This window comes from Roseibium hamelinense, assembly GCF_007830545.1.
GTDB classification, from domain to species: Bacteria; Pseudomonadota; Alphaproteobacteria; order Rhizobiales; family Stappiaceae; genus Roseibium; species Roseibium hamelinense.
In genome coordinates this window covers 170,552-194,439 of record NZ_VLLF01000001.1, presented here as the reverse complement: position 1 = coordinate 194,439, position 23,888 = coordinate 170,552, and the positions used below count along the sequence as shown (strand labels likewise).

Below are 23,888 nucleotides of genomic sequence, written 5' to 3'. Positions count from 1 at the left end.
CGGCGTGTCGTCTTCCCGAAGTGACCAAGTTAAGACAAACCCGGACAGAACGAAAAAGAAGGTAACGCCGAACCAGCCTGCATTGGACAGCAGGAATTTCCCCGGCTCAACAAATCCGGCATCCCCCGCAAAAAACCGGTTCAAGCTGATATGAAACGCGACAACAAGAAGCGCCGCATACCCGCGCAATCCGGTCAGGGTGTCGAGGCGCTGTGCGGGTTTGACAGCACGCCCCCCCGTATCAGGTGAGTGGAATACTTTGGCCATGGCGGAAAAACTCCTTTGGGTCATATGTGTTGCGGACCTTTTGCAGCCGTGAAAAATTCTGTTTGTAATAGAGATCAAAAGAAGAGAGTTCGGACCGGTTGAATCTTGGGTCGTCGAGGTCCGTATCGCAGTAATTTATAAATGCTCCGTCCACAGTGCCGTTGGGCACAGGGACACCACCGGAAGATGCAAACATTCCGGCATAGGTATTTCGCGTCCACGCTATGTTTTCAGCGTCTTTTTCAGGATCATCCCAAATCGAAACGACCTGAAACTTTATGATGGAGTCACGCTGCGCCACGGCGGTGTCTTCGGGTGCGATGCTGTTGACCGCACCGCCATAGGAGGCAATCATCAAAAGCGCGACTGGATTGGTCATCCTGGGATCCGTCAGCCCGGCATATGCCGCGCTCAACATTTCATCGGTCCATGCCCGTTTGAGATAGGCCGACTTTCCGTCAAACCGCCGGGTCGGGTCTGGCCCCGTGAAACCGGCCCATTGTGTCGCCTGCATCCAGGGAACCCGCCGCTCTTGCAGAATAGCTGGGGCACCGACCCCGTCCGAGACGGCCTGGACATAACGCGCAAGCATTCCGGCCGCATCTTGCGCTGCGTCATCAACGATGGTGTCCATGGTGACCGCACCATTTGTCCGGTGCCAGGTCTTGAGTTGCGAAAACAACGCGGTCTCGGGAGCGTCGGGGGCGCTGTGCTTTTCATGCCATTTGGCATGATTGGTCATCAATCGCTTGAACGCTGCTTCATCCAAAGTGTCCCAGTTCCAGGAAACGGTACTGATCCACACATGGCGCGGCGGACGTGGCAAGGCGGTCTCCGGAGCATCGCCAATGGCTTGCGGAGAACGCAACCAATACCGGGTCGCAATACCGAAGTTGCCTCCCCCGCCACCGGTATAGGCCCACCACAAGTCGTGGTGCGGATCGTTTGGATCCCGGGTCCCGCGGGAAATGGCAACTGAACCATCTGCGCGCATATGGACCACCTCGACGGCATGGAGATGATCGACGACGAGACCATCACGGCGATTCATGCTGCCATAGCCGCCTCCAGCGATATGGCCGCCGGCGGCAACGGTCGGGCAATTTCCGGCTGGAACGTAAACGCCCCATTGTTTGTAGAGCAGCTGATAAACCGCACCAAGCTGGGCTCCGGCCCCCACTTCAAAGGCCTTCATGTTCGGGTCCCACGAGACCTGATTCATCGCGGACGTGTCGATGATCGCCGTCACTCTGCCGTTGGATACGAAGTCTTCGTAGCAATGTCCGCCACTTCGCACGGCTGGAACGAGGCCAGTATCGCGAATGAGAGCAACTTCGTGTGCAACATCTTCGGCGTTTTTCGGGAATGCAATCCGCTTTGGGCTGCCCTTCCAGCGCAGGTTTGTTCCCTGCCGCAAGTCGTCATATTGTTCCGAGAGGTCCGTTATCACCCTGTAGGGTTCGCTGGGACGGCTCCCAGAACCGGCCACTGAAGGCCTTAAAGATAAGCCACCGACCGCTACCGCACTGGCAGCACCCAAGAAGCCCCGTCTTGAGGTCCGTATCACTGTCACATTCCTTTTCTGATTGGTGAGCGGCAAGCCCCCGCTGCCGCTTCGTAAGGAAGATTCCCATCAGGCATGTGGATGAGTTCGAGTTGCAGACCGGTCGGTGAACCAAGGTACACCCAACGGTCTCCGGCGATGGGTCCGTCAGCGATTGTTTCCGGCTCTCCAAACGGCCGGTATCCTGCTTTTGAAAGTCTGGATGCAGCGGCATCGACATCGTCGGCGTGAAACGCAACATGATGACCGCCGGGTTCACTGTTTGCTGGCCGAACCGGATCCTGATTTGCTTTCAACACTGCCAAATTCGCGCCGGCGTGCCCGCGCAACACCACCCCAACGGCCCCAAGGGCCGTGATCCGTCTGACCTCTTTCATTTCAAACAGCGTTAGGAAGTCGGGAACAAGCACCTCGAACTCGCCCGTTCCCAGGAACACCATGGGTGTCAGTCGGTCCTCCGCCGCTTTTCGAATGAGCAAGCGCAACCCGCTAGCGGTTTTGACAAGCACATCTCCCCCGCCCCATTTCCAGGATTTGTGAGGCACTTCGGCTAGCCGGGCACTCAGCTTGGCCATGTCCGGACTTTCGATGAGCAATGCAAAGCCATTCTCGCGGCCAGCCGCACGGCATTCGCGACTGCCATTTTTGACGCGGTATTCGAACAGCTCGAGATTAGCGCCCCCCACATTCATTGCGGCGACCCGCAAGGAAGTCGCGCGGGTAGCGCCAAGCTTTTTTGCCATCCACCCAGGTTCAGGCTCTTGAATTGGGCCTTCGATGTAACACAAGCCCCCATCCAGCAGCCCCTGCACGGTGGCAACCGCTTGGTCGAGATCAGGCACAGTGAGACCGACATGGTCGATCCCAGCAGTCAGCATGGGAGACATGTGTTGTGTTCCTGGATCGATGTGGCCAAATCTAGAGTTGCGTTCCGCCTGTCGCGTCGAGCACCTGCCCTGTCACCCAACGTCCGTCGTTGGACGCAAGGAAAGAGACAACACTTGCAATGTCATCGGGCTGCCCAACCCGTCCAAGTGCGGAGCTTGCGGAAACATAGTCAATCGCATCCTGATTTCCGCGAAGCCATGATGCGTTGATGTCCGTATCGACAACACCTGGAGCGACCGCGTTCACTGTTATGCCACGCGGGCCCAGATGCTTTGCCAATGTGAAGGTGAACGTATCGATTGCGCCCTTGGTCATGGCATACGCAATGATCTCGGGGAAGGCTATGCGGGTCACGCCGGAGGAAATGTTGATGATCCGCCCGCCGTCTTCCAGCTCAGGCAGGGCATCCTTCACAATGAAGTATGGCGCGTTCATGTTGACAGCTTGCTGGATGAGATAGTCCTCTTCCTCAAACTCCTCAATGCTGCCACGCAGGGTCACCCCCGCATTGTTGACGATCCCGAACAACTTGCAGCCGGGCGCGGCCCCCTCCGCAGCCTTTTTGTACGCAGCCCAGAAAGTGGCCGCCGGGTTTTTCTCTGACAAATCAGCCTGAAAGACAAATGCCCTTCCGCCCTGCGCCTTGATTTCTTCAGCAGTTTTCTCGGCCTCTGTCGCGCTCGTTCCATAGTGCAGAGCGGTCACAAAACCATCTTCCGCGAGGCGGGTGGCAATCGAATTTCCGATGCCTCGGCTCGCGCCCGTGATCACGATGATCCGGTCAGAATTGGCTTGGGTCATTTCAAAACTCCTAATCATGTAGCGTTCGTTACACGGATAGCATGCATGTAGCGATCATTACAAGTTAAATCTGGGCAGTCGCATCGTTTTTTTTCACAGGGCGCTTCAATACTTTTTGGTGCAATGCACATTTATAATACTCATAATTGCATTAAGGCGTGAAGACCATTTTCCCTTGCACCCGGCTGGGCGCATGGGCAGCCTGTTTCAGGCTTTCTTGGAAATCGAACCGGCTTGTGTCGTGTGAAAGAAAAAACCGGGCCAAAAGGCCCGGTTTATGACATCCACCTGCTCAAGCTGTCGCCAGAACCCTGGTCTTTTCATGTGCCCACGGCCCGCGAAAACCAGTGCCGGGTTGATCGGTCCGCATGAAGCCGTGGGCGCCGAAATAGTCCCGTTGAGCCTGAATTACATTTGCGGTGCAACGCGAAGTGCGGGCGGTGTCGAAATAGGCCAGCGCCGCCATCAAGGCAGGGATGGGCTGGCCCGCTTGAATTCCCGCTCTGGCAACCTTGCGCAGGTTCGGAATGGTTTGGCTTAATTGTTGCGCAAAATATGCCGAGCGCATGAGGCTCTTTCCCGGCGCGCCGGCAAGCGCGGAGGCCATCTCGTCCAGCATCGCGGATCTGATTATGCAGCCGTTGCGCCAAATTCGTGCAACGCTTGCAAGGTCAATGTCCCAACCATTGTCATCAGCGGCCTCCTGAATCAATTGAAAGCCTTGAGTGTAGCTGATGATTTTTCCGGCAATCAGTGCCGCCTCGATATCCGCTATCGAGAGGTCTTCCGCACAAAGCTGTGCTCCAGAGCCGCTAAATACGAATTGACCATCCTTGCGTTCGGCCGGCCGGGCGGACAGGAAGCGAAAATCAACAGCGGCCGAAATCACACCGGCAGGCACTCCCAGGTTCAAGGCTTCAATCGCCGTCCAGCGCCCTGTCCCCTTTTGTTCGGCACAGTCGAGAATGACATCGAGCAGGGGCTTTCCTGTTTCCGGGTCTGTTTCCTTGAAAATTTTTGATGTTATCTCAATCAGGTAAGACTGGAGAGGACCGTTGTTCCAGTCCTCAAAAACGGCTCCTGAAGCGCGATAGCCAAGCTTTAGACCACGGGTGAGCAACCCGCTCGCCTCCGCGATAAGCTGCATATCCGCATATTCAATACCGTTGTGAACCGCCTTCACGAGGTGCCCTGCGCCGTCGTTTCCAACATGGGCCGCACACGGCAATGCACCGTACCGGGCCGCGATCGCCTCGAATATCGGTTTCACATGTTCCCAGGCATCGAGATCGCCTCCGGCCATGATTGCCGGACCGCGCCGTGCTCCGGCTTCGCCGCCGGACACACCCACCCCCATGTAACGCAACCCGATCGCGTCAAGCGTTTCCGCCCGACAGTTTGTGTCATGAAAGTTCGAATTTCCGGCATCGATCACGATATCCCCGACATCCAGATGCGGCTGCAAAAGCCTGAGCACAGCATCCACGGGCTCCCCTGCCGGAACCATCAGGAGAACCGTGCGGGGGGATCTCAACGACAGAATAAAATTCGACAGAGTCTGAACCGGATGAAGACTCTTGCGCATGGCACCGGCACTGGCATAGACACTCATTGCCTTGTCGGGGTTCTGATCCCAGATCGAAACCAGAAACCCTTTTTCTGCGATGTTCAGCGCCAAACTGCCGCCCATCGTTCCAAGGCCGATAATTCCGATGTCATTGCCCCGGTCCCTTGATCCGGAGTCGTGATAAAAAGACTTTTGTTCGTGCTGCACCGCACCCTCCAACTGATTGAAAATACGACTTCATTCAAATTTGATCGCGCAGCGCGCAAATGTGCTGCAGCAGAAATGAGCAAGCAAAAAAGAATACATTTTTCATCTTGCAGAAACGAAAAACGAAGTTACATTTCCGTCATGTAGCGATCACTAAATTCATACCATACGTTTAGCGATCACTACATTAAAAAAATGCAAATTCGCGCAAGACGCGAAAATGCCGCCCAAGATGGCTTGGACGCATAAAACGGAGGAAGAAAAATGGTGTCCAGGCTTGGCCAGGGCCGCAAGTTCATGATCGAGGACGCGCTCGAGGCAGCCACTCTGGTGTTTTGGCTGCATGGCTACGAGGGCGCATCCATCTCGGAATTGACCAAGGCGATGGGTATCAATCCGCCCAGTCTCTACAAAGCATTCGGATCAAAAGAAGATTTGTTTTTTAAAGTTGTTGACCATTACAATCAGACCCACGGGAATTTCATGTCCAAGATATTTGAAGAAGAAACCGATGGCCGGGCGTTGTTGCAGCGCCTGCTTTTAGAGGCAGCGGACCACTATCCATCCGATCAGTTCCCGGGCGGGTGCCTGGTGATCAGTGCCGCTGTGGCGGTGACGGAAACCAACAAACATGTGGCTGACCGTCTTGCGAGCATGCGCAACGACAACGTGAAGGAAATGGCAAGCCGGGATGGTGTGACGCCAGACATGGCGCGGTTTGCAGCCGCTACACTGCAAGGCATGAGCCAGCAAGCCCGCGACGGGGCTTCGCGCGAAGACCTCAGAACGATTGCAAAATACGCCATCTCGGCGCTCGACACCGCACTTTAGACAAGAACCAAGGATGTGCACCCGTTGCGGGAGTGCTGCTATCGAGGCGGGACGGAGTAGGTCGCCGTGGCATGGGCAACCAGATCCTCGTCTCCGTCCCCGGCGATCCCGCAATCGACAACAGCAAGCCGCTTGCCGAGCTTGAGGATCCGGCAGGTTCCTAAGAGATCTCCAGGACCGGGTTTCCTCAGAAAATTGATGTTGAGATTCGTGGTGACCGCAAGCGCCACCGGCCCGATATGTGCAAGGATTGCCACATAGGCAGCGAAGTCGGCCAGTGTCATCATGGTCGGTCCTGACACGGTGCCACCCGGCCTGAGATGATCATTGCTTGCTGTCAGGCGAACGACGGCCTCTCCGTCGGACACGCTATCGATGGTATAGATGCGCCCGCCCGCATGCATCTGCGGGAACTCTCTGTCCAGAAATTCAGTGATTTCCTCCGCAGTCATAACCGCTTTCATTGGTGCCCTCTTCTCCCGCCCGCAATCGGCTCCTTATTCCTTTGACGTAAGCGTCAAAATCAAATTCACACAAGCCGGAATTTGCCCGGGACGGTACGCCGCCCCTTGCAGCGCATGATCGGAAAGCCGGCACCTGGCCAGCCGCCTGTTAGACAGCCTGGTCTGTTCTCTTGTTTCAGCTTGAACCATTTCCTCGATTGTCCGGGCTCTCGTCACAAAGGAAAATCCAGTGTAAACCTCACGTCAAATCCGTCTTTTGACGACACATGAGGATCCCCATGACCGATTCTGCCGCTGCCGCCCCAACCCCTTCAGAGCCTCCTCTGGTTGCAACCTTGCTGCATGAAGGCGTGTTCCGGATTGTCATGCAGCGGCCAAAGCAGATGAACGCCCTCTCCAGCAAGATGATGGCGGCATTGTCAGCCGAACTCACCCGGGCCGCTGACGACCCTGAGATCCGTGTCATTTTGCTGGGCGCCGAAGGCAACGTGTTTTGCGCCGGGCACGATCTCAAGGAATTGACGGCAGCGCGGGCGGAAAGCGACCGCGGACGGGCGACCTATGAACGGATCATGCGCCAGTGCTCCGACCTGATGCAGCAGATCGTACGCCATCCCAAGCCCGTGATTGCAGTCGTCACCGGCGTTGCAACGGCTGCCGGTTGCCAGCTGGTTGCGTCCTGCGACTTGGCCCTGGCCACTGACACCGCCACCTTCTGCACGCCCGGCGTCAATATCGGACTGTTTTGTTCGACCCCGATGGTGGCGCTCTCGCGCAATGTCGCCCCAAAACAGGCCATGGAAATGCTGTTGACCGGCGAAAGCATCGATGCCTCGACGGCCAAGGAGTTTGGCCTGATCAACCGGATCGTACCGCGCGATTATCTCGATCAGGTTGTCCAGAAATATGCGGAAGTCATCGCTTCCAAATCGTCGCATACGTTGAAGGTCGGCAAAGAAGCGTTCTATCGGCAGCTCGAAATGCCCTTGTCCGATGCCTATAACCATGCGGCCAATGTCATGGTGGAAAACATGCTTGCACGCGATGCCGAAGAAGGCATTTCCGCGTTCCTGCAAAAACGCTCGCCGGAATGGTCGGATAGTTGAGGCGGCTGGCATCTTTTCACGCGTGTTGAAGAATCGCCGGGCTGGAGTTAATGTCTCCTAAGGTGTAGTCCACGCCTCCCCCCTCCGCTCGGGAAAGCAGCTAACCTGTGGGACAATAGCGACATCTAACCTGCTTGTTTGGCTCGCATAAGGAGGGACTGCGGTTTTGCCTGTAACAGGAGGTTCTATGCCGCTTTCTTCTCCAATTTATCGTTTGAAACAAAACGCCAAACGCCGCGCCCGTGCGGAGGGCTTACCTCTCCACAAAGCACTTGATCAGATCGCAATAAACGAGGGATTTCGGAGTTGGAGCCACCTTTCATCAAGTGAAGGGAGCCCAACTCCGGAACGGCAAATGCGCGAGAGCCTTACTGCCGGCGATCTAGCCCTGATCGGCGCGCGACCAGGCCAGGGTAAAACCCTGCTTGCATTGCGAGTTCTGCTTGAGGCTGCAAAAGCCGGTCAAAAGGAATCTTTTTCACACTGGAATACAGCCCGAAAGACGTTGCCCTCCGGCTCGAAAAACTGCGCGGCACATACCTCGTCGAAACGGGGACGGTCTCACTTGATTTCTCTGACGGAATTTGCGCGGGATACCTCGTCGAAAAGATGATGCATTCACCGCCGAACTCTTTTGCAGTCATCGACTACATGCAGTTGTTGGATCATCAGCGTCAGAACCCACCTCTGGTTGAGCAGCTAGATATCCTGCACAGGTATTGTCAGAAAAGCGGACAGACTATGATACTGATTTCCCAGATTGATCGCGCGTTCGAGGCAAGCGGAAAATCGCTGCCCGACATTCATGATGTTCGCTTACCGAACTCGACTGACCTCAGTCAGATTTCAGCAACCTGTTTCTTGCATGAAGGGCAGCACCGGATCACCCGAGCAAACAACATGTAGCAAAAAGCAACCAGAGACTATCCGGACCGGCCCTACAAGGCTTAAGGTCCCCTTTTTGAACCGGCCTGGATCTTCGCATGAACCACGACAGTTATTCAGATACCTACATCCGGCAGATCCTGGACGAGGTCAAAACAATCGCCATGATCGGGGCGAGCGCGAACAACGTGCGTCCGTCCTATTTCGTACTGAAATACATGCTCGCAAAAGACTATGAGGTCTGGCCGGTCAATCCCGGCCAGGCCGGCAAGGAGATTTTGGGCCAGACGGTCTACGCTTCGCTGGCGGATCTGCCAAAAGTACCCGATATGATAGACATTTTCCGGAATTCCGATGCGGCTGCCCAAATCGTGGACGATATAATCGCCACGAAGAGCCTTCCGAAGGTCATATGGATGCAGCTGTCCGTGCGCAATGACGAGGCTGCCAAGCGGGCGGAAGACGCTGGGATCAAAGTGGTGATGGACCGGTGCCCGAAAATCGAATACGGGCGGCTTTCAGGGGAAATCGGCTGGGCCGGAGTGAATTCGCGCACGGTATCGTCCAGGCGCCCTTCGCTCAAGGCCGGGTTTCAGCACCGCGGACTCGGCGCAAAACCCAAAATCTGACACCACCGCTGGCAGCGCAATGCACTGGACAATTCAGGCAGCGCCAGCTTCGCGCAATCCCCGCTCGCTACGGCTTGGTTAACCGGCACGAGGCACAAACGGGGACCGCAGAAATGTCTGAGCAGATTTTCCTCTTCACCGCCATGGAATGGACCCTTTTGGTGATGGCTGCTGGACTAACGACAGCCCTGGCGCTCTATGTCAAACCGCCTGAGAAGGGGTCGCCTTTCTGCCCGCGCCAGGAAAGTTGGTTTCGTGACGAGGCCGAGCCGCAATCAGGCCGCGATACCGCCCTGCAAAACCCTGACCGCAAAACCTGAAATAAAAATTTATTGTTTTTCAGCAGCTTACGCTGGAATCGCGCATCCGCTTTCACAGCCTCAGCATAGGCTTTGACCTTGCCTGACGCATCGGCCAATATGCCGCACAACCATGGCCCTCAACAGCAACGGCCTGTGAAAGCGGAGGTACAATAATGAACGACGGCGTTCCAGGTTTTTCAACTCTGGCGATCCATGCAGGCGCCCAGCCCGATCCAGCTACGGGCGCCCGTGCGACCCCCATCTACCAGACGACTTCCTTCGTTTTTGACGATGTCGATCACGCCGCTTCGCTGTTTGGTCTGCAGGCCTTTGGCAACATCTACACCCGTATCACAAATCCGACGACCGCGGTTCTGGAGGAGCGGGTTGCCGCGCTGGAAGGCGGAACGGCTGCGCTTGCGGTCGCTTCGGGCCATTCCGCCCAGCTCTTGACCTTCCACACCATGATGCAGCCTGGCGACAACATTGTCGCAGCCAACAAGCTCTATGGCGGGTCGATCAACCAGCTGAACCATTCATTCAAAAGCTTCGGCTGGGACGTCAAATGGGCCGACCCGGATGATCTGAATTCTTTTGAAGCGGCTATCGACGAAAACACAAAAGCAATTTTCGTCGAAAGCCTTGCCAATCCAGGTGGTATCATCACCGACATGGCCTCGATCAGCACCATTGCAAAGGCCAAGCGGATCCCGCTGATCGTCGACAACACCATGGCAACGCCATATCTGTGCCGCCCGATTGAGCACGGCGCCGATATCGTGCTGCACTCCCTGACCAAATTCATGGGTGGACATGGTAATTCCATGGGCGGTGTCATCGTCGATGGTGGAACGTTCGACTGGTCGGCAGACGACCGCTATCCGCTGCTGTCCAAGCCGCGGCCAGAATACCAGGGCATCGTGATCCACGAGACCTTCGGCAATTTTGCCTTCGCGATTGCCTGCCGCGTACTCGGCCTGCGAGATCTTGGACCGGCAATCTCGCCCTTCAACGCGTTCATGATCCTGACCGGCATCGAAACACTGCCCTTGCGCATGCAGCGCCACTGCGACAATGCCAAAAAAGTCGCCTTGCACCTGTCTGGCCATTCCAGCGTCGGCTGGGTGTCCTATGCGGGGTTGCCCGAAGACAAGTATCACCCACTCCAGCAGAAATACATGCCAAAGGGCGGCGGCGCAGTGTTCACCTTTGGCGTGCGCGGCGGATATGAAGCGGGCGTCAAGCTGGTGTCGAACACGGAACTGTTCTCGCATCTGGCCAATATCGGCGATACGCGCAGCCTGATTATCCACCCGGCCTCAACCACCCACAGGCAGCTGTCGGACGAGCAGAAGACCGCGGCGGGCGCCGGGCCGGATGTGGTGCGTATCTCCGTCGGTCTGGAGGATGTCGATGACATCATCGCCGATCTCGACCAGGCAATGTCAGCAGACTAATCAACAAAGCAAAAACAAAAAGCCCGCCGATCCGGCGGGCTTTCGCATTCGGCTTTCAATCCGTTCAAACAGGTGTCGAGACTGATCCGGGGCGCGCGAAATGCCCCTTCAGCGCCACCAAATACTCGATGCTGGCAGCCAGAACAAACACCGCAAACCCCTGATGCACCAGAGCGACGGCAAGCTGATGCATAGACAGTGTGCCGGTGTAGTTGCCGAAGCCGAGCAGTGTTGCAATTCCGAATACCATTTGAATGACCGTAAATGCCGCGATGACCAGCGCAGGCCGGCGCAGACGGGAGTTGCCGGTTGTCCGGTAGGTTCGCCACACAAGATAAAGCACCGCTGCCGCCAACAGATAGGCCGTCATCCGGTGCTGGAATTGCACGGTCATGACGTTTTCAAACGCGTTCAGCCACCATGGCGACATGGCCAACAATCCGGAGGGGATGATCTGCCCGTCCATGAGCGGCCACGTGTTGAAAGTGAACCCGGCATTCAGGCCCGCGACCAGCCCGCCCAAGAAGAGCTGCAGGAACACCAGACCAAGCACCATCCAGCCGGCCGGAAGGAGTGCCGCCTGATCGGACCGGTCAGGCGCAGGATGTGGCGCAAGCCGTCGCGCAAACCAGAACAGATAGGCGAAGATTATGAAGGCCAGCGTCAAATGGGTTGCAAGCCGGTATTGGCTGACGTCGGTGCGCTCCGTAAGGCCCGAGGCCACCATCCACCAGCCAACGGCGCCCTGAAGTCCGCCGAGAACCAAACCGAATACCAGCCACGGCTTGATCCAGGACTCCAACCGCCCTTGCGCCCAAAACACCACCATGGGCACGAAAAATGCGATACCGATGACCCGCCCGAGAAGCCTGTGTCCCCACTCCCACCAGAAGATGAACTGAAACTCCTCCATGCTCATGCCTTTGTTGATGAGCTGGTATTCCGGGATCTGCCGGTACTTTTCGAGTTCTTCTTCCCACTGCGCTTCGCTCAACGGCGGAATGACGCCGTGAATCGGCTTCCATTCCGTGATCGACAAACCCGATTCGGTCAGGCGCGTGGCACCGCCGACCACCACCATGGTCAGGATCAGCGCGCACACACTATATAACCACCAGCGAACGATTGTCCGGTCGCGGGCAATCTCGGCTTCGGTTTTCATCGTAGACGCAGTGTTGGCCGTGGTGATCGACATGAGAATAGCGTGCTTTTCCGTGGACGGGTTTGACGTGTTGCCCGGTGAGATATAGGTGCACGGCTGAGCCGGCAAGTCATTCCGCACCTTTGCGACACTTGATCGCTTGCGGGAAGAGAAAGGATTGGAGGATGGTTCCCTCGTTTCGAAAATTCATCGGCATGGTCGGGCTGGTCGTGTTTGTGATTGTCTATGCCTTCGTCGCCATGGTGATTGGCGATCTGAAACTGCAAAACGCAAACGGTTGGGTGACCTTCGGTTATTATGCGTTCGCTGGCCTCATTTGGGTGATACCTGCAGGTGCCATCATTTCCTGGATGGAACGCCCGTCCCGCAACAAAAGCTGACGGGGTCCTACCGGTCCGGTTTCAGGCAGGCCTAAGGCCAAGACCGTTCCGCAACCACGACACAGCCCGATAGGCTGCGAAAGGCACGCCGGTCAGATACTGCGCGACCACAGCCCGCTCTTGAAAACACCCGTTGAGAGAGACCCGAGGCAGCATCAGCGGCTGCCGGGCATGCGCTGATTGAAGAACACCCGGCCGGGTCGTCACCGCGGACAGGAACCCCGCCTCCCCGGCCAATGCCGCGTCCCTTTCGGAAACGGCATAGGCTTTGCCATAGGGGTAGGCGAAATGCCTCGGTTTCACGCCGGTTTGCTGTTCCAAACGATCAGAGCCAGTGACAATGTCCTCGCGTGCGTCCTTTGTTTCAAGGCGCGCCAAAGCATAATGGTTTTGTGTATGCGCGCCGATCGTTGCAAGCCGCTGCCTGCCAAGTGCACGCACATCGTCCCAGGACATCATGAACCGGGAAGATAAACCCGGCAGGTCATAGCGATACCGCTTTGCAAGATCGCGGACGATCTGGCGCTGCTCCATTTCGCTCACCTTTAACGTGAGGAGCCGGCACACCTGGGCATAGCACTGCTTTTTTTCCTGAACTGTTCGCGCAGGCAGCGGATTGCCGTCATCGGTGAGACGGATTTCCGCGTTTTCGCGGATGATTTCTTCGAGCGCGATCCACCAAAGTTCTGCGGTCTCGTCGATCAGACCACTTGCAACATAGACAGTGAATGGCGCGTCCAAATCCTGCAATATAGGCAGCGCGTGCTCGATATTGTCGCGGTAGCCATCGTCCAGCGTCAAAACCGCATAACGCTTGCGCGCATACCCGGCCTTCAAGAGATCGACCGCCTCACCGATCGGCAGGATTTCATATCCCGATGACCGGATCTGCTGGACGGTCTGCCGGAGGAACTCTGGCGTGATCTCAAGGTGCCGGTTAGGTTGGAATGCCTCCGTCCGCGGCGGGCAGACGTGATGCATCATGAATATCGCACCGCAGCCTTGGGTCAGGGGCGCGATTGCGCGGCTCACCCCTGTTGCCTGGAGGGCATTGAAACCAAAACGAAAGAACGCTTCGCGGGCCGACATAGTCTCTCAAAGTCACATCATGCGGGGCCGCAACGCTAGCACGCATTGTTTATATTTTATTGCTATTTCAGACAGGGTCCACCGCTCGAATGCACTTTCACCCAACCATATGGCAAAGCTGACGCTGTCCGACCCGATGTCCAAAGCCCCCTTTCCGCCCGATCATTCCGCAGTACCCGAACAGTCTTTCCAAGGCAGGGCGTTTGCGCAATTGCAGGCAGGACGGGTTCAACTCTTCGGTTTTCGCGAAATCGAGGGGCTCGAAGAGCTTTGGCAAGACCTGGAGACCAACGGCACCTGCGGGCCATACCAGCGTCTGGAGTGGATCCGCAGCTGGCTCACGACCCTCGGTCAGAACGCGGCAACACGCCCGGTAATGGTCAGTGTGCACGCAAGGGGCCGCCCGGTCGGCCTTCTGCCCTTGGCTGTGACCGCAAAAGGCACATTCCAAATTCTGACATTTGCAGGTCAGAACTACGTCAATCAGAACACCGGACTTTGGGCAGATAACGCGGAAGCCGAGTTCGATCCCACGGAACTCTTGGCTGCCTTGCGCGGACTGGCCGGAAAGATCGGGGCAGACCTTGTTCAACTGAACAACCTTGCAAGCGGTCCCGGCGGATCAGACAATCCATTATATTTGGCGGCCTGTATCCCGAGCGTTCATCCGTTGTTCGAGACGGCTCTGAGCGGGTCGTTCGACGAGCTGTTTCGGCAGACACACAAAAAGGAAAGCCGCAAGAAACTGCTCCGCAAGGAACGCGGCCTACGTGAAAGCGGGGCCTTTTCAATCGAAAAAGCGTCCAGCTCGCTCCAAATTGAAACCGCATTGTCGGCATTCTTTGCCCAGCGTTCGGCCCGCGAGAAAAACGCAGGCATCCCAAATGCATTCGGCAGCAAGGCCGAACAGGATTTTGTCCGCAAGCTGGCAAGCGAACCCGATATCGGAACTGCGCCTCTGTCGGTCTGGTCGCTCAATGTGGCTGGCAAAGTCCGGGCCGTCTTTCTTACGGTTCGAACGGCATCCCATCTCAGTGGCTATGCCATCAGTTTCTCCGAGGATGACTTGAGCGTCTACAGCCCCGGACTGGTGCTTTTGAAGAATGTTCTGCAGACCGAAATGCAGACCGGAGGTCTTTTGGCTCTTGACCTCGGGATTGGCGATGAGCGCTACAAACGAAGCTGGACCAATCCCGTTCAGCTTAAAGACCTGGTCTGTGCAACCTCGGCGAAGGGGACAATTGCCCTTACGGCTCTCAAAGCGCTTCAGGCCGTCAAGACCCGCGTTCGCCGGTCAAAGAAGCTCTGGCCGATGGTTCGGAAAATGCGGCAGCGGCTGGCGCGCAGCTCAAAATAATTGAATCAAGCGGCTTTGCCCGGTCCATTCGAGCCATCGTCGGTGAAACCGGCCGGAACCACCTCGACCCGGGCACCGGAATTGCGCGCAAGCAAGTCAGCAGCTCCCTGGAGGTCCTCGTCCTGATCTGCATCCCCAGCAGCAACAAACACCTGATCTGCGGCTGCCATCAACTTGGCGCCGGCAAGAGAACCATCGATCCGCCCGAGATCAAAAACCACCACTTCATATGTCGTTGCCAGCGCATCAAGCACTTTTTGGAACCGGCGCGACTCCGCGATATCGTCAGGAATGGCAAAGCGGCCCGATTCAATGATGTGAATGCGGGAACGGGCGTCCCGGTAAACACTTTCTGAAAAGACGGCCTTGCTCAGGGCAAGATCAGAAAATCCGGGCGCCCCTTTCGGATTTTCCATCTCCGGAAATGCCTCGACCAAAACAGCGGAGTAACCGTCTTCGGATGCTCTGCGCGCCAGCGAAAATGCCAGCATATGGGATTGCTCGGCATCATCGACGCTCAAGACAACGGTGCACCCGGCCACAGCCTTATAGACCACACCAGCATCGCGTGCGACGGGCTGCGCAGGTTCTGAAACACGGTCTTTCGAGGCTGCGGGGCTGGCAGAAGCCGCCACCCATTCGGGAGCAAAATTCCTGTCATACCCCGATGGATCCACGGCTTTTCGCTGCGCCGGCCGCGGCCGGTTGTCTTGCGACTGGATGGGCGCAGAAGGTCTCTCGGGCGGCTGTTTAGAACCGGGATCTGCGCTGTCTTCTGCCATGTCCGCAACATATTGGCGGGTGCGTTCGTGGCGATCAGCCTCTGTTCTGGGCTGGAAGTCCCCTGCAAAACCGGAAAATGAGCCGGTCATGCGGACCCCTGCACCCGCAAAACCGGGTGCATAAGACCCGTATGCCCCGGGCTGTGGTCCCGGCGCCATCTGGTTCATAGCAGGCTCTTGGCCGCGGGGCTCGGCAGGACCGCCGTAAGAGACCGGATAAAGCGCACGGCCGGATAAGAATGCCCCCATGATCACCCAGGCCGCCCCGATCAGAAAAGTTGCGAGCGCGGCCACCACTGTCAGCAAAAGGATCTTTGGAGAGGAGGGTTTCAGCGGAATGCTGGCCTCGGAAATAATGCGTGCATCGGCTGGCAGAACCTGCGCCCGGAGCCGCGAATCCGCTTCCCGGAACCGGGCCAAAAGCGTATCGAGCTGATCCGCTTTCGCATCGGCTTCACGCTCAAGCTCGGCAAGCCGGACCTGATCGGCATTGGTGCGCGCTGCGGCTTGTTTCAGTTGCTCCAGCCTGCGGTTCAATGCCTCCGCCCGTTGTTGGGCAACTTGTGCTTCGCTCTCAAGTCCTGCAGCGACTTTGCGCGCTTCGGAACGGATCTGATTGTTGTAATCGTTGAGCTGTGACTGCAGGGCCCGCAAAGTCGGATGGCTGGGCAGCAGTGTGATCGACTGTTCGGCGATATTCGACTGGATCTCTACCTGCCGTTCGCGAAGGCGCTGGATCAAGGGCGATTCCAGAACGTCGGATGCGCTTTCAAGCGACCCGCCCGTGTTCAACAGCTCGCGGATCTGGTCCGCCTTGGCTTTTGCCTCCGCACTGGCGGCTTCAGCGGCAGAAACCTCGGTGCTGATTTCCGTCAGCTGCTGCTGGCTCAAAGTGATGTTTTCCGAGCCGAACAGCAGGTCAGCGCGGGCTCTGAAGTCCGCCACAGCCTTGCGCGCGCTTTGCACTTCCTGGCGCAGTTCCCGGATTTGTGGCTCAAGAGCCGAGGCCGCCTCTTCGGTCGATACGCGCTTTACGCTGGACTGCAGCGCGATGTACTCGGACAAGATTGTATTGGCGACCAGAGCCGACAACTCGGCATCGCGGGCGGTATATTGTACCGCAATCACCCGCGAACCATCGAGCCGGAACACCTCCAGATTTTCATAGTAGTGTTCAAGGACCCGGTCTTCGGCGGAATCGCGTTCACGGCTTGCAATCCCAATCATGGCCAGGGCATCGCCCAGGAGACTTCCCCGTCCCTCCGCGTCAAATTCCGGAATGGCTGCCAGGTCGAGACGCTTTGCGACCCGCCGCGCAAGATCACGCGACATTAGAAGCTGAACCTGGCTCTCCACTCCTTCAGTGTCCAAAAGCGCGCGTTCTTCTTCAGCCCCGCGCGTGGAACCGGGCAACTCAGCATCCTTGCTTTCAATCAGCAACCGCCCCTCGGCCGTGTATTTCGACGGCACGATTTGCAGGGCCAGAAAAAGACCGCCCGCGACAACAATGACGAGCGGCAACAACCAGCGCATCGCCTTGCCGAGGGTTTTCAGCAAGCCCCCCAAATCCAGCGCCATGTCTTCCGCATTATCCGGTTGTTGGGACAAACCCATTGCCATCCACTCCACTTGATGGACCAACAATGACAAATTAGGGTAAGCGATCGGTTAAGCCGATGTACAGCTCCGAAACTCGGCAGTTAATTCTTTCATCGTCAATTCTCACATGTAGAAATTACCGAAATTGACCACATTCACCGTCGATTAACCATGACTTGCGATGTTTAGGCATGTGTCTGGAGAGTCGCGGATGTTTACGAGAATTTGCCTTGTCCTTGCTGTTTGCCTGGGCCTCGCTGCTTGCAGCGGGTATCAACGCCCGCCCACGGCATTTCATGAGACATTGACGCAGCCATATCGTCTGGACTCAAGTGATCGCCTGCGCATCATCGTGTTTGGCCAGGACGACCTCTCAAACACCTATGTAGTTGATCAAGCTGGATATATCTCTTTTCCGCTGATTGGCAACGTCGCCGCGCGCGGCAAAACACAAATTGAACTGGGCAATGAAATCGCACGCAAACTCCGCCAGGGCTTCCTGCGCGATCCGGATGTGTCAGTCGAGGTGGATACCTATCGTCCCATTTTCGTAATGGGTGAGGTGCAAAATGCAGGCCAGTATTCCTATGTTGCAGGCATGACCGTTCAAAATGCGATTGCAACGGCGGGTGGATTCAGCGCCCGGGCCCAACAAGCAGACGTCGATATCACGCGCCAGATCAACGGCGAAATCCTAAACGGACGTGTCCCCATTTCGGACCCGATTCGCCCCGGCGACACAATTTACGTGCGTGAACGCTATTTTTGAGGCCGCACAGGATTAACCGCAAAATCATTTCCCTGTCATAAGATGCTGGTGTTCGGCGGCGAGGGTTCTAGAAGAAACCCCGACGCCCGCACAGGGAGCGCATCATATGACCCAGGAGCCTCTCCGGATCATTCATTGTATCCGGTCACCGGTGGGCGGTGTTTTCAGGCATATAAAGGATCTGGCCACCAACCAGATCAAGGCAGGCCATGACGTAGGCCTGATTTGCGACAGCACAACCGGCTCGGATTTTGACAACCGGCTGGTGGAAGCCCTGCGGCCTCACCTGACGCTCGGTCTTGCTCGCTTCCCTATGAAACGCCAGCTCACCCTGCAGGATTTCAGGGCGACCCGCGATCTTTATCGGCACATTCGCGATTTGAAGCCGGACGTCTTGCACGGGCACGGCGCAAAGGGCGGTGCTTATGCGCGAACGATAGGCACCTGGCTCCGCCTGAAGGGCAATAAAGTTTCGAGGCTTTATTCTCCGCATGGCGGCAGCCTGCACTACGATCCGAACCGGCTTGAAGGCAAGGTCTACCACACGATCGAGCGGCTGCTGGGCCGCGTCACCGACGGGCTGATTTTTGTCTCCGATTATGAATACGCCGCCTTCGAAACCAAGGTCGGTCAGCCGCGCTGTCCGGCCCGCGTCGTCTATAATGGTCTTCTGCCGGACGAATTCCAGGCCGTTCGTGCTGATGAAAATGCTGCGGATTTCGTCTATATCGGCATGCTGCGCGATCTGAAGGGGACCGATCTTTTCATTGATGCGCTCCACAACATCAAGACGAAAACGGGCCGCGCGCCACGCGCGCACATCGTGGGAGATGGGCCGGATGCCGCGCGCTACCGCAACATGGTCGACCGGCTCGGCCTGAGCGAGCGGGTAACATTTCACGGCCCCCTGCCCGCGCGCGACGCATTTCGCCTGGCCCACACGGTGGTCGTTCCATCCCGTGCGGAAGCGATGCCCTATGTCATTCTGGAAACCATCGCCGCGCAACGACCGCTCATCGCGACGCGTGTCGGCGGAATTCCGGAAATCTTTGGCAAATTTGCGTCGCGCCTGGTTGAGCCCGGAAGCGCAGGCAAGCTTACATCAGCCATGGAGCGCAACATGCAAGACCCAGCGGCTGCGCTGGACCTTGCAAAGGATATGCGCGGTTGTCTGGCCGAAACGTTCTCCGCAGAACACATGAGCGAGCGCATTACATCACTCTATCTTGAACTACGTGGTCGTACGCTAGACGCCCCTGCCGGAACCTCCGACACTGCCCCAAAGGAAAAGCTTGGCACGCATACTGCATATGCTCGTTCCAGCAATGAATAACAAAGACAGTGTACATGCGATCACCGGATTCTGAAGAGCTGGACAAATACCCTGCAGGGCCGGTTGACCTCGGTCAACGGCTGCAGTCCGGCTTGCCACAGCCGGACGACACGCAACCTGCATTTGGGCCGAGCGCCTCAACTTTGTACCGGCTGCGCGGTATGGCCGAAAAGCCGAAACGCACACGCGGAGGCTTGAGCGACGAGGCGCTGGAAATCGCCCAAAACCTGGGTGACAAGAGCGTTTCAGAACCGGTATTGACCGGCTCTGTGCGTGCTGCCGACATTGCCGTGATTGTCCTGACCGGTGTGGGCGCCGCCTTTACCGATGCCGGATCGGTTCCGCTTGATATCGTACACGGCGTCGCAATTCTGGTGGCGTCGGTTTTCGCGCTTGCGTTTTTTCAAGCCGCTGATGCGTACCAGATTTCGGTCATGCGCCAGGGCCTGTCTCAATTTGGACGCATGGCCGCGGGCTGGACCCTGGTCTTCGCCATGTTTGCGCTGTTGCGTACCAGCACGGGACTCGGTTCCGCTTTGGAACAGTCCTGGCTCGGCGCGTGGTATGTTTTGGGTCTGTGTGCCCTCCTGATCCTGCGGCTTTGCGTATTCCGGCTTGTGCGCCATTGGATGCAGAGCGGGCACCTAGAACGGCGTGCGATTATCGTCGGCGGCGGAACGGCAGCTGCAGAACTCATTCACGACCTGGAAGCCCAAGCCGATAACGACATTAAAATCTGCGGGATCTTTGACGACCGCGCCAATGACCGCTCGCCGCCGGTTGTTGCCGGTTATCCAAAGCTCGGCAACATCAGTGCCCTAGTGGAATTTGCCCGCCTCGCCCGGATCGACATGTTGATTGTCTGCATTCCGCTGCGCGCAGAACAGCGTGTCTTGCAGCTCCTGCGCAAGCTTTGGATCCTGCCTGTCGACATCCGTCTGTCCGCCCACACCGACAAGGTCCGGTTCCGCAACCGTGGCGCGTCGTTCATTGGCACCGTGCCATTTGTCGATGTTGTGCAGCGGCCGATCACCGACTGGGACATGGTCGCCAAACGGGTCTTCGACCTGTTCTTTGCGAGCCTGGCGATCCTCATGCTGTTTCCGCTGATGATCGCGGCAGCAATCGCCATCCGGACCGACAGCAAGGGCCCGGTGATTTTCCGGCAGAAGCGCTATGGGTTTAACAATGAGATCATCGAGGTCCTGAAATTCCGCTCAATGTATCACGAGCAGTCGGATCCCGACGCCAAAAAGGTCGTGACAAAAAACGATTCCCGCGTGACCCGTGTCGGCCGCATCATTCGCAAAACCTCTATCGACGAGCTGCCGCAACTGTTTAATGTCCTTTCCGGATCGTTGTCGCTTGTCGGACCCCGCCCCCACGCCGTCAACGCCCACACCAACGAAACCACCTGGGACGAGGTCGTCGATGGCTATTTCGCACGGCACAAGGTCAAACCCGGCGTTACCGGCTGGGCCCAGATCAACGGCTGGCGCGGTGAGGTCGATACGCCGGAAAAAATCCAGAAGCGGGTCGAGTGCGATGTCTATTACATTGAGAACTGGTCGATCCTGTTTGACCTGCAAATCCTGCTTCTGACACCTTTCCGGCTACTCAATACGGAGAATGCCTATTGAGTATTGCCACCGCCACCGTTTTGAGTACCGGCGAAAGGCGTCCCCCGGTTTACAGCGTGAGAGCGTCGAGCCTCGGCAACGCGGTGCTGTGGCTTGCCGCATTTTCCTCCGGCTTCGTTATCCGCGAACCTGCGCCATACGAGCTTTTCATGGTGGGGGTCCTGTTCATCTGGCTGCTTTGCGGGCTCAAGCTGCGGCCCGAATTCGGTCCGCTGATCATTTGCATGATGCTGTATTCAGCGGGCGGCATCGCAGCTGTCCCGCTGGCGGACAATCTTGGCGATGCCGCGCTGTACATCGCCGTCACCGCGTTTCTCGCAGCCACGTCGATCTTCTTTGCCGCCGTGATCTGCCAGGATCCAAGGCGTTACAAACCGATCCAGAACGGGTATGTGCTCAGCTCGCTCTTTGTCGCCCTCGCCGGGATCATCGGCTACTTCCAGCTGCTGCCTGGCACGGACTACTTCACGCTCTACGACCGGGCGCGCGGCACCTTTCAGGACCCGAATGTGTTCGGGCCGTTTCTGGCACTTCCGACCGTGCTGTTTGTTCGCAGGCTCTTAACAGAGAACCTGAGCCGGAACCTGATGACCCTCGTGGTCTTGCCGATTCTGATACTGGGCATTTTCCTGAGCTTTTCGCGAGGTGCCTGGATGGTTGTCAGCGTCGCGACCATCATCGTCTACTTGCTGGCCTTTTTGACAGATCGGAATCCAATGCACCGGTTTCGAATGCTTGTCTTGGCCGTCCTTGGCTGCGTAGGGCTGATGGCGCTGCTTGCCGCAGCATTGTCGATCGGCACCGTCGCCGACATGTTCGAGCAACGCGCCCGGCTGGTACAGGATTACGATAGTGACCGGCTCGGGCGTTTCGCGCGCTATGTACTCGGCTTCGAGATGGTCATGGAGCGCCCGTTCGGCCTCGGCCCGCTCCAGTTCAACAAGTATTTTCCCGAGGACGAGCACAATGTGTATCTGAAAGGGTTCACCACCTATGGCTGGCTCGGCGGGGTCACCTTCCTTGTTTTCACCCTATGGACGATGAGAAAGCTGGCGCCGCTCGTCTTCAAAATGCGGCCGTGGACGCCGTTCGTACAGTGCCTGTTCGCCGTCATGGTGGCGCATGCCCTGCTTGGCCTGATCATCGACACCGATCACTGGCGGCATGTCTTCATGATGTATGGCGTGGCCTGGGGCTTTATCGCAGCAGACGCCCTTGAAACCCGGAAGCGCCATAAGATGTGGAGCCTTGCAAGGGCACAACAATCTGGCTTGCACGCAGGGCCCGAACCGGCTAGGTAGGGTCCGTTCGGGCAGTAGCGCAGCCTGGTAGCGCACTTCACTGGGGGTGAAGGGGTCGTCGGTTCAAATCCGGCCTGCCCGACCAATTCTTCAACGGACCTGAGGGCGCTGATTGGGGGTGTCGTTTCGATCCGGCACTCACAAGGGCATTCCTTTTGTCTGTGACTACCAGCGCCAGGGCGTATTGAGCCACTGCGCGGATACAAATCTCGCGTTTACCAAAGCCCCCCATCCTCTTCCGCTACGGAATATTTGTGATGCGCTTGCGGATCGGGTCTTGTATAACCCCTTGAAATCCGGTTCAGGCGATTGTGCTGCATACACTGCGGCGCGCCCGAAGGAAGACCAATCATGAAAGCATCGTTTTCTCTTGTGATCCTTTCGTGTTTCCTTGCTTTGGCTGTTTCAAATCGTGTTCTCTCCAGCCCCTTAAAACAGCCGGTCGTTGTTACCGCCTATCCGGATATTCCTCCCCTTGTATCAAAGGACACGCCGGGTCAGGGCTATGCGACCCTGGTGATCAATGCCGCATTTGAACGGGCCGGTGTTCAGATAGAACTCGTCTGGCTTCCGTGGAGGCGCGGTTTGGTGGAGATGTCATCGGGGCGAATCGATGGATCCTTTCCTTGGTTCTTTAGGACTGAGCGAGCGGAAAACATGCACTATTCCAACGCTTTCGGATCCGAAGCCATCGGCCTTTATGTCCGCGCTGACAGGGATGATCTGAGGCATCTGTCAAAGCCCAAAGACTTCATTGGCGAAACAATATGCATCCCCGTCGAATATGCAGTTCCCCATCAGTTGGAGAAGCTGATCCAGAGCGGCGAAATCCTGCGGGAAGAAGCTGATATCATAGAGAGCTGTGTAAAACTTTTGCGCCACAACCGGATCGACGGCATGATCCTGTCAGATGCCTCAAACAAGGAAGAAATCCTTGGCGATGTACTGCAAGGCGTTTCGCTAGATCGTTCAGACATCTTCCTTCAGCCTGAAACCTATCATCTTATGGTGCCCAAAACGAACGAACGAGGCACCGCAATTATCAAGGCTTTCAACAAAGGCCTCGCCGATCTGCACGCCGACGGGTCACTTGAACGGTTCGCCCGGATGACCGGCCTCCCGATGACCGCTTTGCCCGCACGCCAGCCATCTCAGGGAAACTGACCCCTGGTTCCGCCCGCCAGCGTCAGGTCTTACATGGCTGGAGCCGCTTCGATCACACGCTGATGGTCCGGTTTGTCTGCTTGCGATTGCACAAGGGAGACAGGAACAGGCCGAATTGGCGGGCTCAACCGAGCATGTCGCCATACGCAATCAAGCCACCTGCCGCTTGTGATCCTCCATCCGGCCGATGAAGTCTGACAGCCAGGCGATCTCTTTTAGATAAACTTCCATGCTGAGCGAGGCGAGCTCAAGCAACAACTCCTGCGGGTGTTGCTTGTCAAAGCCGTTTGCCTTGAGGAAGTCCTCATATTCCGCGCGCAGCGCCTTGGGGATCGTCATGCCGG

Annotated in this window: 22 protein-coding genes, 1 tRNA gene and 1 pseudogene; 14 read left to right on the top strand and 10 right to left on the bottom strand. The window is 57.1% G+C overall.

Features of this window, described 5'->3' with window-relative positions; translation table 11 throughout:
* Window positions 1–9: 9 nt before the first annotated feature.
* The 5 genes and pseudogenes from JM93_RS22365 to gndA form a co-directional block, all read right to left on the bottom strand.
* Window positions 10–267: pseudogene (locus JM93_RS22365) on the bottom strand (acyltransferase family protein); the annotation flags it as partial.
* Window positions 242–1,717 (bottom strand): FAD-binding oxidoreductase, encoded by a 1,476-nt coding sequence (locus tag JM93_RS00940; RefSeq protein ID WP_170230460.1) that lies wholly within the window; start codon window positions 1,715–1,717, stop codon window positions 242–244. The gene JM93_RS00940 and the pseudogene JM93_RS22365, both read right to left, overlap by 26 nt.
* A 119-nt stretch (window positions 1,718–1,836) precedes the next feature.
* A complete protein-coding gene (locus tag JM93_RS00935) occupies window positions 1,837–2,718 on the bottom strand; it encodes a VOC family protein (RefSeq protein ID WP_145340182.1) in 882 nt (293 codons plus the stop codon).
* Window positions 2,719–2,749: 31 nt separating this feature from the next.
* A complete protein-coding gene (locus tag JM93_RS00930) occupies window positions 2,750–3,520 on the bottom strand; it encodes an SDR family oxidoreductase (RefSeq protein ID WP_145340181.1) in 771 nt (256 codons plus the stop codon).
* A 292-nt stretch (window positions 3,521–3,812) separates the two neighbouring features.
* On the bottom strand, window positions 3,813–5,294 hold the full coding sequence (gene gndA / locus JM93_RS00925) for an NADP-dependent phosphogluconate dehydrogenase (protein WP_244300733.1): 1,482 nt from the start codon (window positions 5,292–5,294) through the stop codon (window positions 3,813–3,815).
* Window positions 5,295–5,558: 264 nt separating this feature from the next.
* Here gndA and JM93_RS00920 point away from each other — a divergent pair, with 264 nt between their 5' ends.
* Complete coding sequence (locus tag JM93_RS00920; protein WP_145340180.1) at window positions 5,559–6,125, top strand: TetR/AcrR family transcriptional regulator; 567 nt, start codon at window positions 5,559–5,561, stop codon at window positions 6,123–6,125.
* Window positions 6,126–6,163: 38 nt separating this feature from the next.
* Here JM93_RS00920 and JM93_RS00915 read toward each other — a convergent pair whose 3' ends face one another.
* The gene (locus JM93_RS00915) at window positions 6,164–6,589 is read right to left on the bottom strand and encodes a PaaI family thioesterase (RefSeq protein ID WP_145340179.1); all 426 of its coding nucleotides are present in this window, start codon (window positions 6,587–6,589) and stop codon (window positions 6,164–6,166) included.
* Window positions 6,590–6,867: 278 nt separating this feature from the next.
* On the opposite strand from JM93_RS00915, the gene JM93_RS00910 reads away from it, so the two are divergent.
* From JM93_RS00910 to JM93_RS00885, 5 genes are all read left to right on the top strand, one after another.
* Window positions 6,868–7,695, top strand: coding sequence for an enoyl-CoA hydratase (locus JM93_RS00910; protein ID WP_145340178.1), 828 nt, complete (start codon window positions 6,868–6,870; stop codon window positions 7,693–7,695).
* Window positions 7,696–8,304: 609 nt separating this feature from the next.
* Entirely contained in the window at window positions 8,305–8,601 is a 297-nt protein-coding gene (locus JM93_RS00900) for a P-loop NTPase family protein (protein WP_145340176.1), read from the top strand.
* A gap of 77 nt (window positions 8,602–8,678) precedes the next feature.
* Window positions 8,679–9,209 (top strand): CoA-binding protein, encoded by a 531-nt coding sequence (locus JM93_RS00895; protein WP_145340175.1) that lies wholly within the window; start codon window positions 8,679–8,681, stop codon window positions 9,207–9,209.
* A 113-nt stretch (window positions 9,210–9,322) separates the two neighbouring features.
* A complete protein-coding gene (locus JM93_RS00890; RefSeq protein WP_145340174.1) occupies window positions 9,323–9,529 on the top strand; it encodes a hypothetical protein in 207 nt (68 codons plus the stop codon).
* A gap of 155 nt (window positions 9,530–9,684) precedes the next feature.
* A complete protein-coding gene (locus JM93_RS00885; protein ID WP_145340173.1) occupies window positions 9,685–10,968 on the top strand; it encodes an O-acetylhomoserine aminocarboxypropyltransferase in 1,284 nt (427 codons plus the stop codon).
* 64 nt (window positions 10,969–11,032) lie between these two features.
* Here the strand turns inward: JM93_RS00885 and JM93_RS00880 are convergent, their stop codons facing one another.
* Window positions 11,033–12,130, bottom strand: coding sequence for a COX15/CtaA family protein (locus tag JM93_RS00880; RefSeq protein WP_208994934.1), 1,098 nt, complete (start codon window positions 12,128–12,130; stop codon window positions 11,033–11,035).
* Window positions 12,131–12,294: 164 nt separating this feature from the next.
* On the opposite strand from JM93_RS00880, the gene JM93_RS00875 reads away from it, so the two are divergent.
* Window positions 12,295–12,510, top strand: a complete 216-nt coding sequence (locus JM93_RS00875) for a DUF2842 domain-containing protein (RefSeq protein WP_145340172.1) — start codon at window positions 12,295–12,297, stop codon at window positions 12,508–12,510.
* 21 nt (window positions 12,511–12,531) lie between these two features.
* Here JM93_RS00875 and JM93_RS00870 read toward each other — a convergent pair whose 3' ends face one another.
* The gene (locus JM93_RS00870; protein WP_208994848.1) at window positions 12,532–13,542 is read right to left on the bottom strand and encodes a polysaccharide deacetylase family protein; all 1,011 of its coding nucleotides are present in this window, start codon (window positions 13,540–13,542) and stop codon (window positions 12,532–12,534) included.
* Window positions 13,543–13,708: 166 nt separating this feature from the next.
* Here JM93_RS00870 and JM93_RS00865 point away from each other — a divergent pair, with 166 nt between their 5' ends.
* The gene (locus JM93_RS00865) at window positions 13,709–14,956 is read left to right on the top strand and encodes a GNAT family N-acetyltransferase (RefSeq protein ID WP_170230458.1); all 1,248 of its coding nucleotides are present in this window, start codon (window positions 13,709–13,711) and stop codon (window positions 14,954–14,956) included.
* A 5-nt stretch (window positions 14,957–14,961) separates the two neighbouring features.
* Here the strand turns inward: JM93_RS00865 and JM93_RS00860 are convergent, their stop codons facing one another.
* Window positions 14,962–17,352, bottom strand: coding sequence for an exopolysaccharide transport family protein (locus tag JM93_RS00860; protein WP_145340169.1), 2,391 nt, complete (start codon window positions 17,350–17,352; stop codon window positions 14,962–14,964).
* Window positions 17,353–17,548: 196 nt separating this feature from the next.
* On the opposite strand from JM93_RS00860, the gene JM93_RS00855 reads away from it, so the two are divergent.
* The 6 genes from JM93_RS00855 (at window position 17,549) to JM93_RS00830 (ending at window position 23,544) form a co-directional block, all read left to right on the top strand.
* Window positions 17,549–18,106: a polysaccharide biosynthesis/export family protein gene (locus JM93_RS00855; protein ID WP_145340168.1), complete on the top strand. Its 558-nt coding sequence runs from the start codon at window positions 17,549–17,551 to the stop codon at window positions 18,104–18,106.
* A gap of 106 nt (window positions 18,107–18,212) precedes the next feature.
* Window positions 18,213–19,439, top strand: coding sequence for a glycosyltransferase (locus JM93_RS00850; RefSeq protein ID WP_145340167.1), 1,227 nt, complete (start codon window positions 18,213–18,215; stop codon window positions 19,437–19,439).
* A 161-nt stretch (window positions 19,440–19,600) separates the two neighbouring features.
* Window positions 19,601–21,079, top strand: a complete 1,479-nt coding sequence (locus JM93_RS00845; protein ID WP_145340956.1) for an undecaprenyl-phosphate glucose phosphotransferase — start codon at window positions 19,601–19,603, stop codon at window positions 21,077–21,079.
* On the top strand, window positions 21,076–22,380 hold the full coding sequence (locus JM93_RS00840; protein ID WP_208994844.1) for an O-antigen ligase family protein: 1,305 nt from the start codon (window positions 21,076–21,078) through the stop codon (window positions 22,378–22,380). Before JM93_RS00845 ends, JM93_RS00840 begins: the two co-directional genes overlap by 4 nt.
* An 8-nt stretch (window positions 22,381–22,388) precedes the next feature.
* Window positions 22,389–22,465, top strand: a tRNA-Pro gene (locus JM93_RS00835).
* 266 nt (window positions 22,466–22,731) lie between these two features.
* Window positions 22,732–23,544: a substrate-binding periplasmic protein gene (locus JM93_RS00830; RefSeq protein WP_145340166.1), complete on the top strand. Its 813-nt coding sequence runs from the start codon at window positions 22,732–22,734 to the stop codon at window positions 23,542–23,544.
* 150 nt (window positions 23,545–23,694) lie between these two features.
* Here JM93_RS00830 and JM93_RS00825 read toward each other — a convergent pair whose 3' ends face one another.
* The gene (locus JM93_RS00825) at window positions 23,695–23,883 is read right to left on the bottom strand and encodes a hypothetical protein (protein ID WP_145340165.1); all 189 of its coding nucleotides are present in this window, start codon (window positions 23,881–23,883) and stop codon (window positions 23,695–23,697) included.
* Window positions 23,884–23,888: the final 5 nt, after the last annotated feature.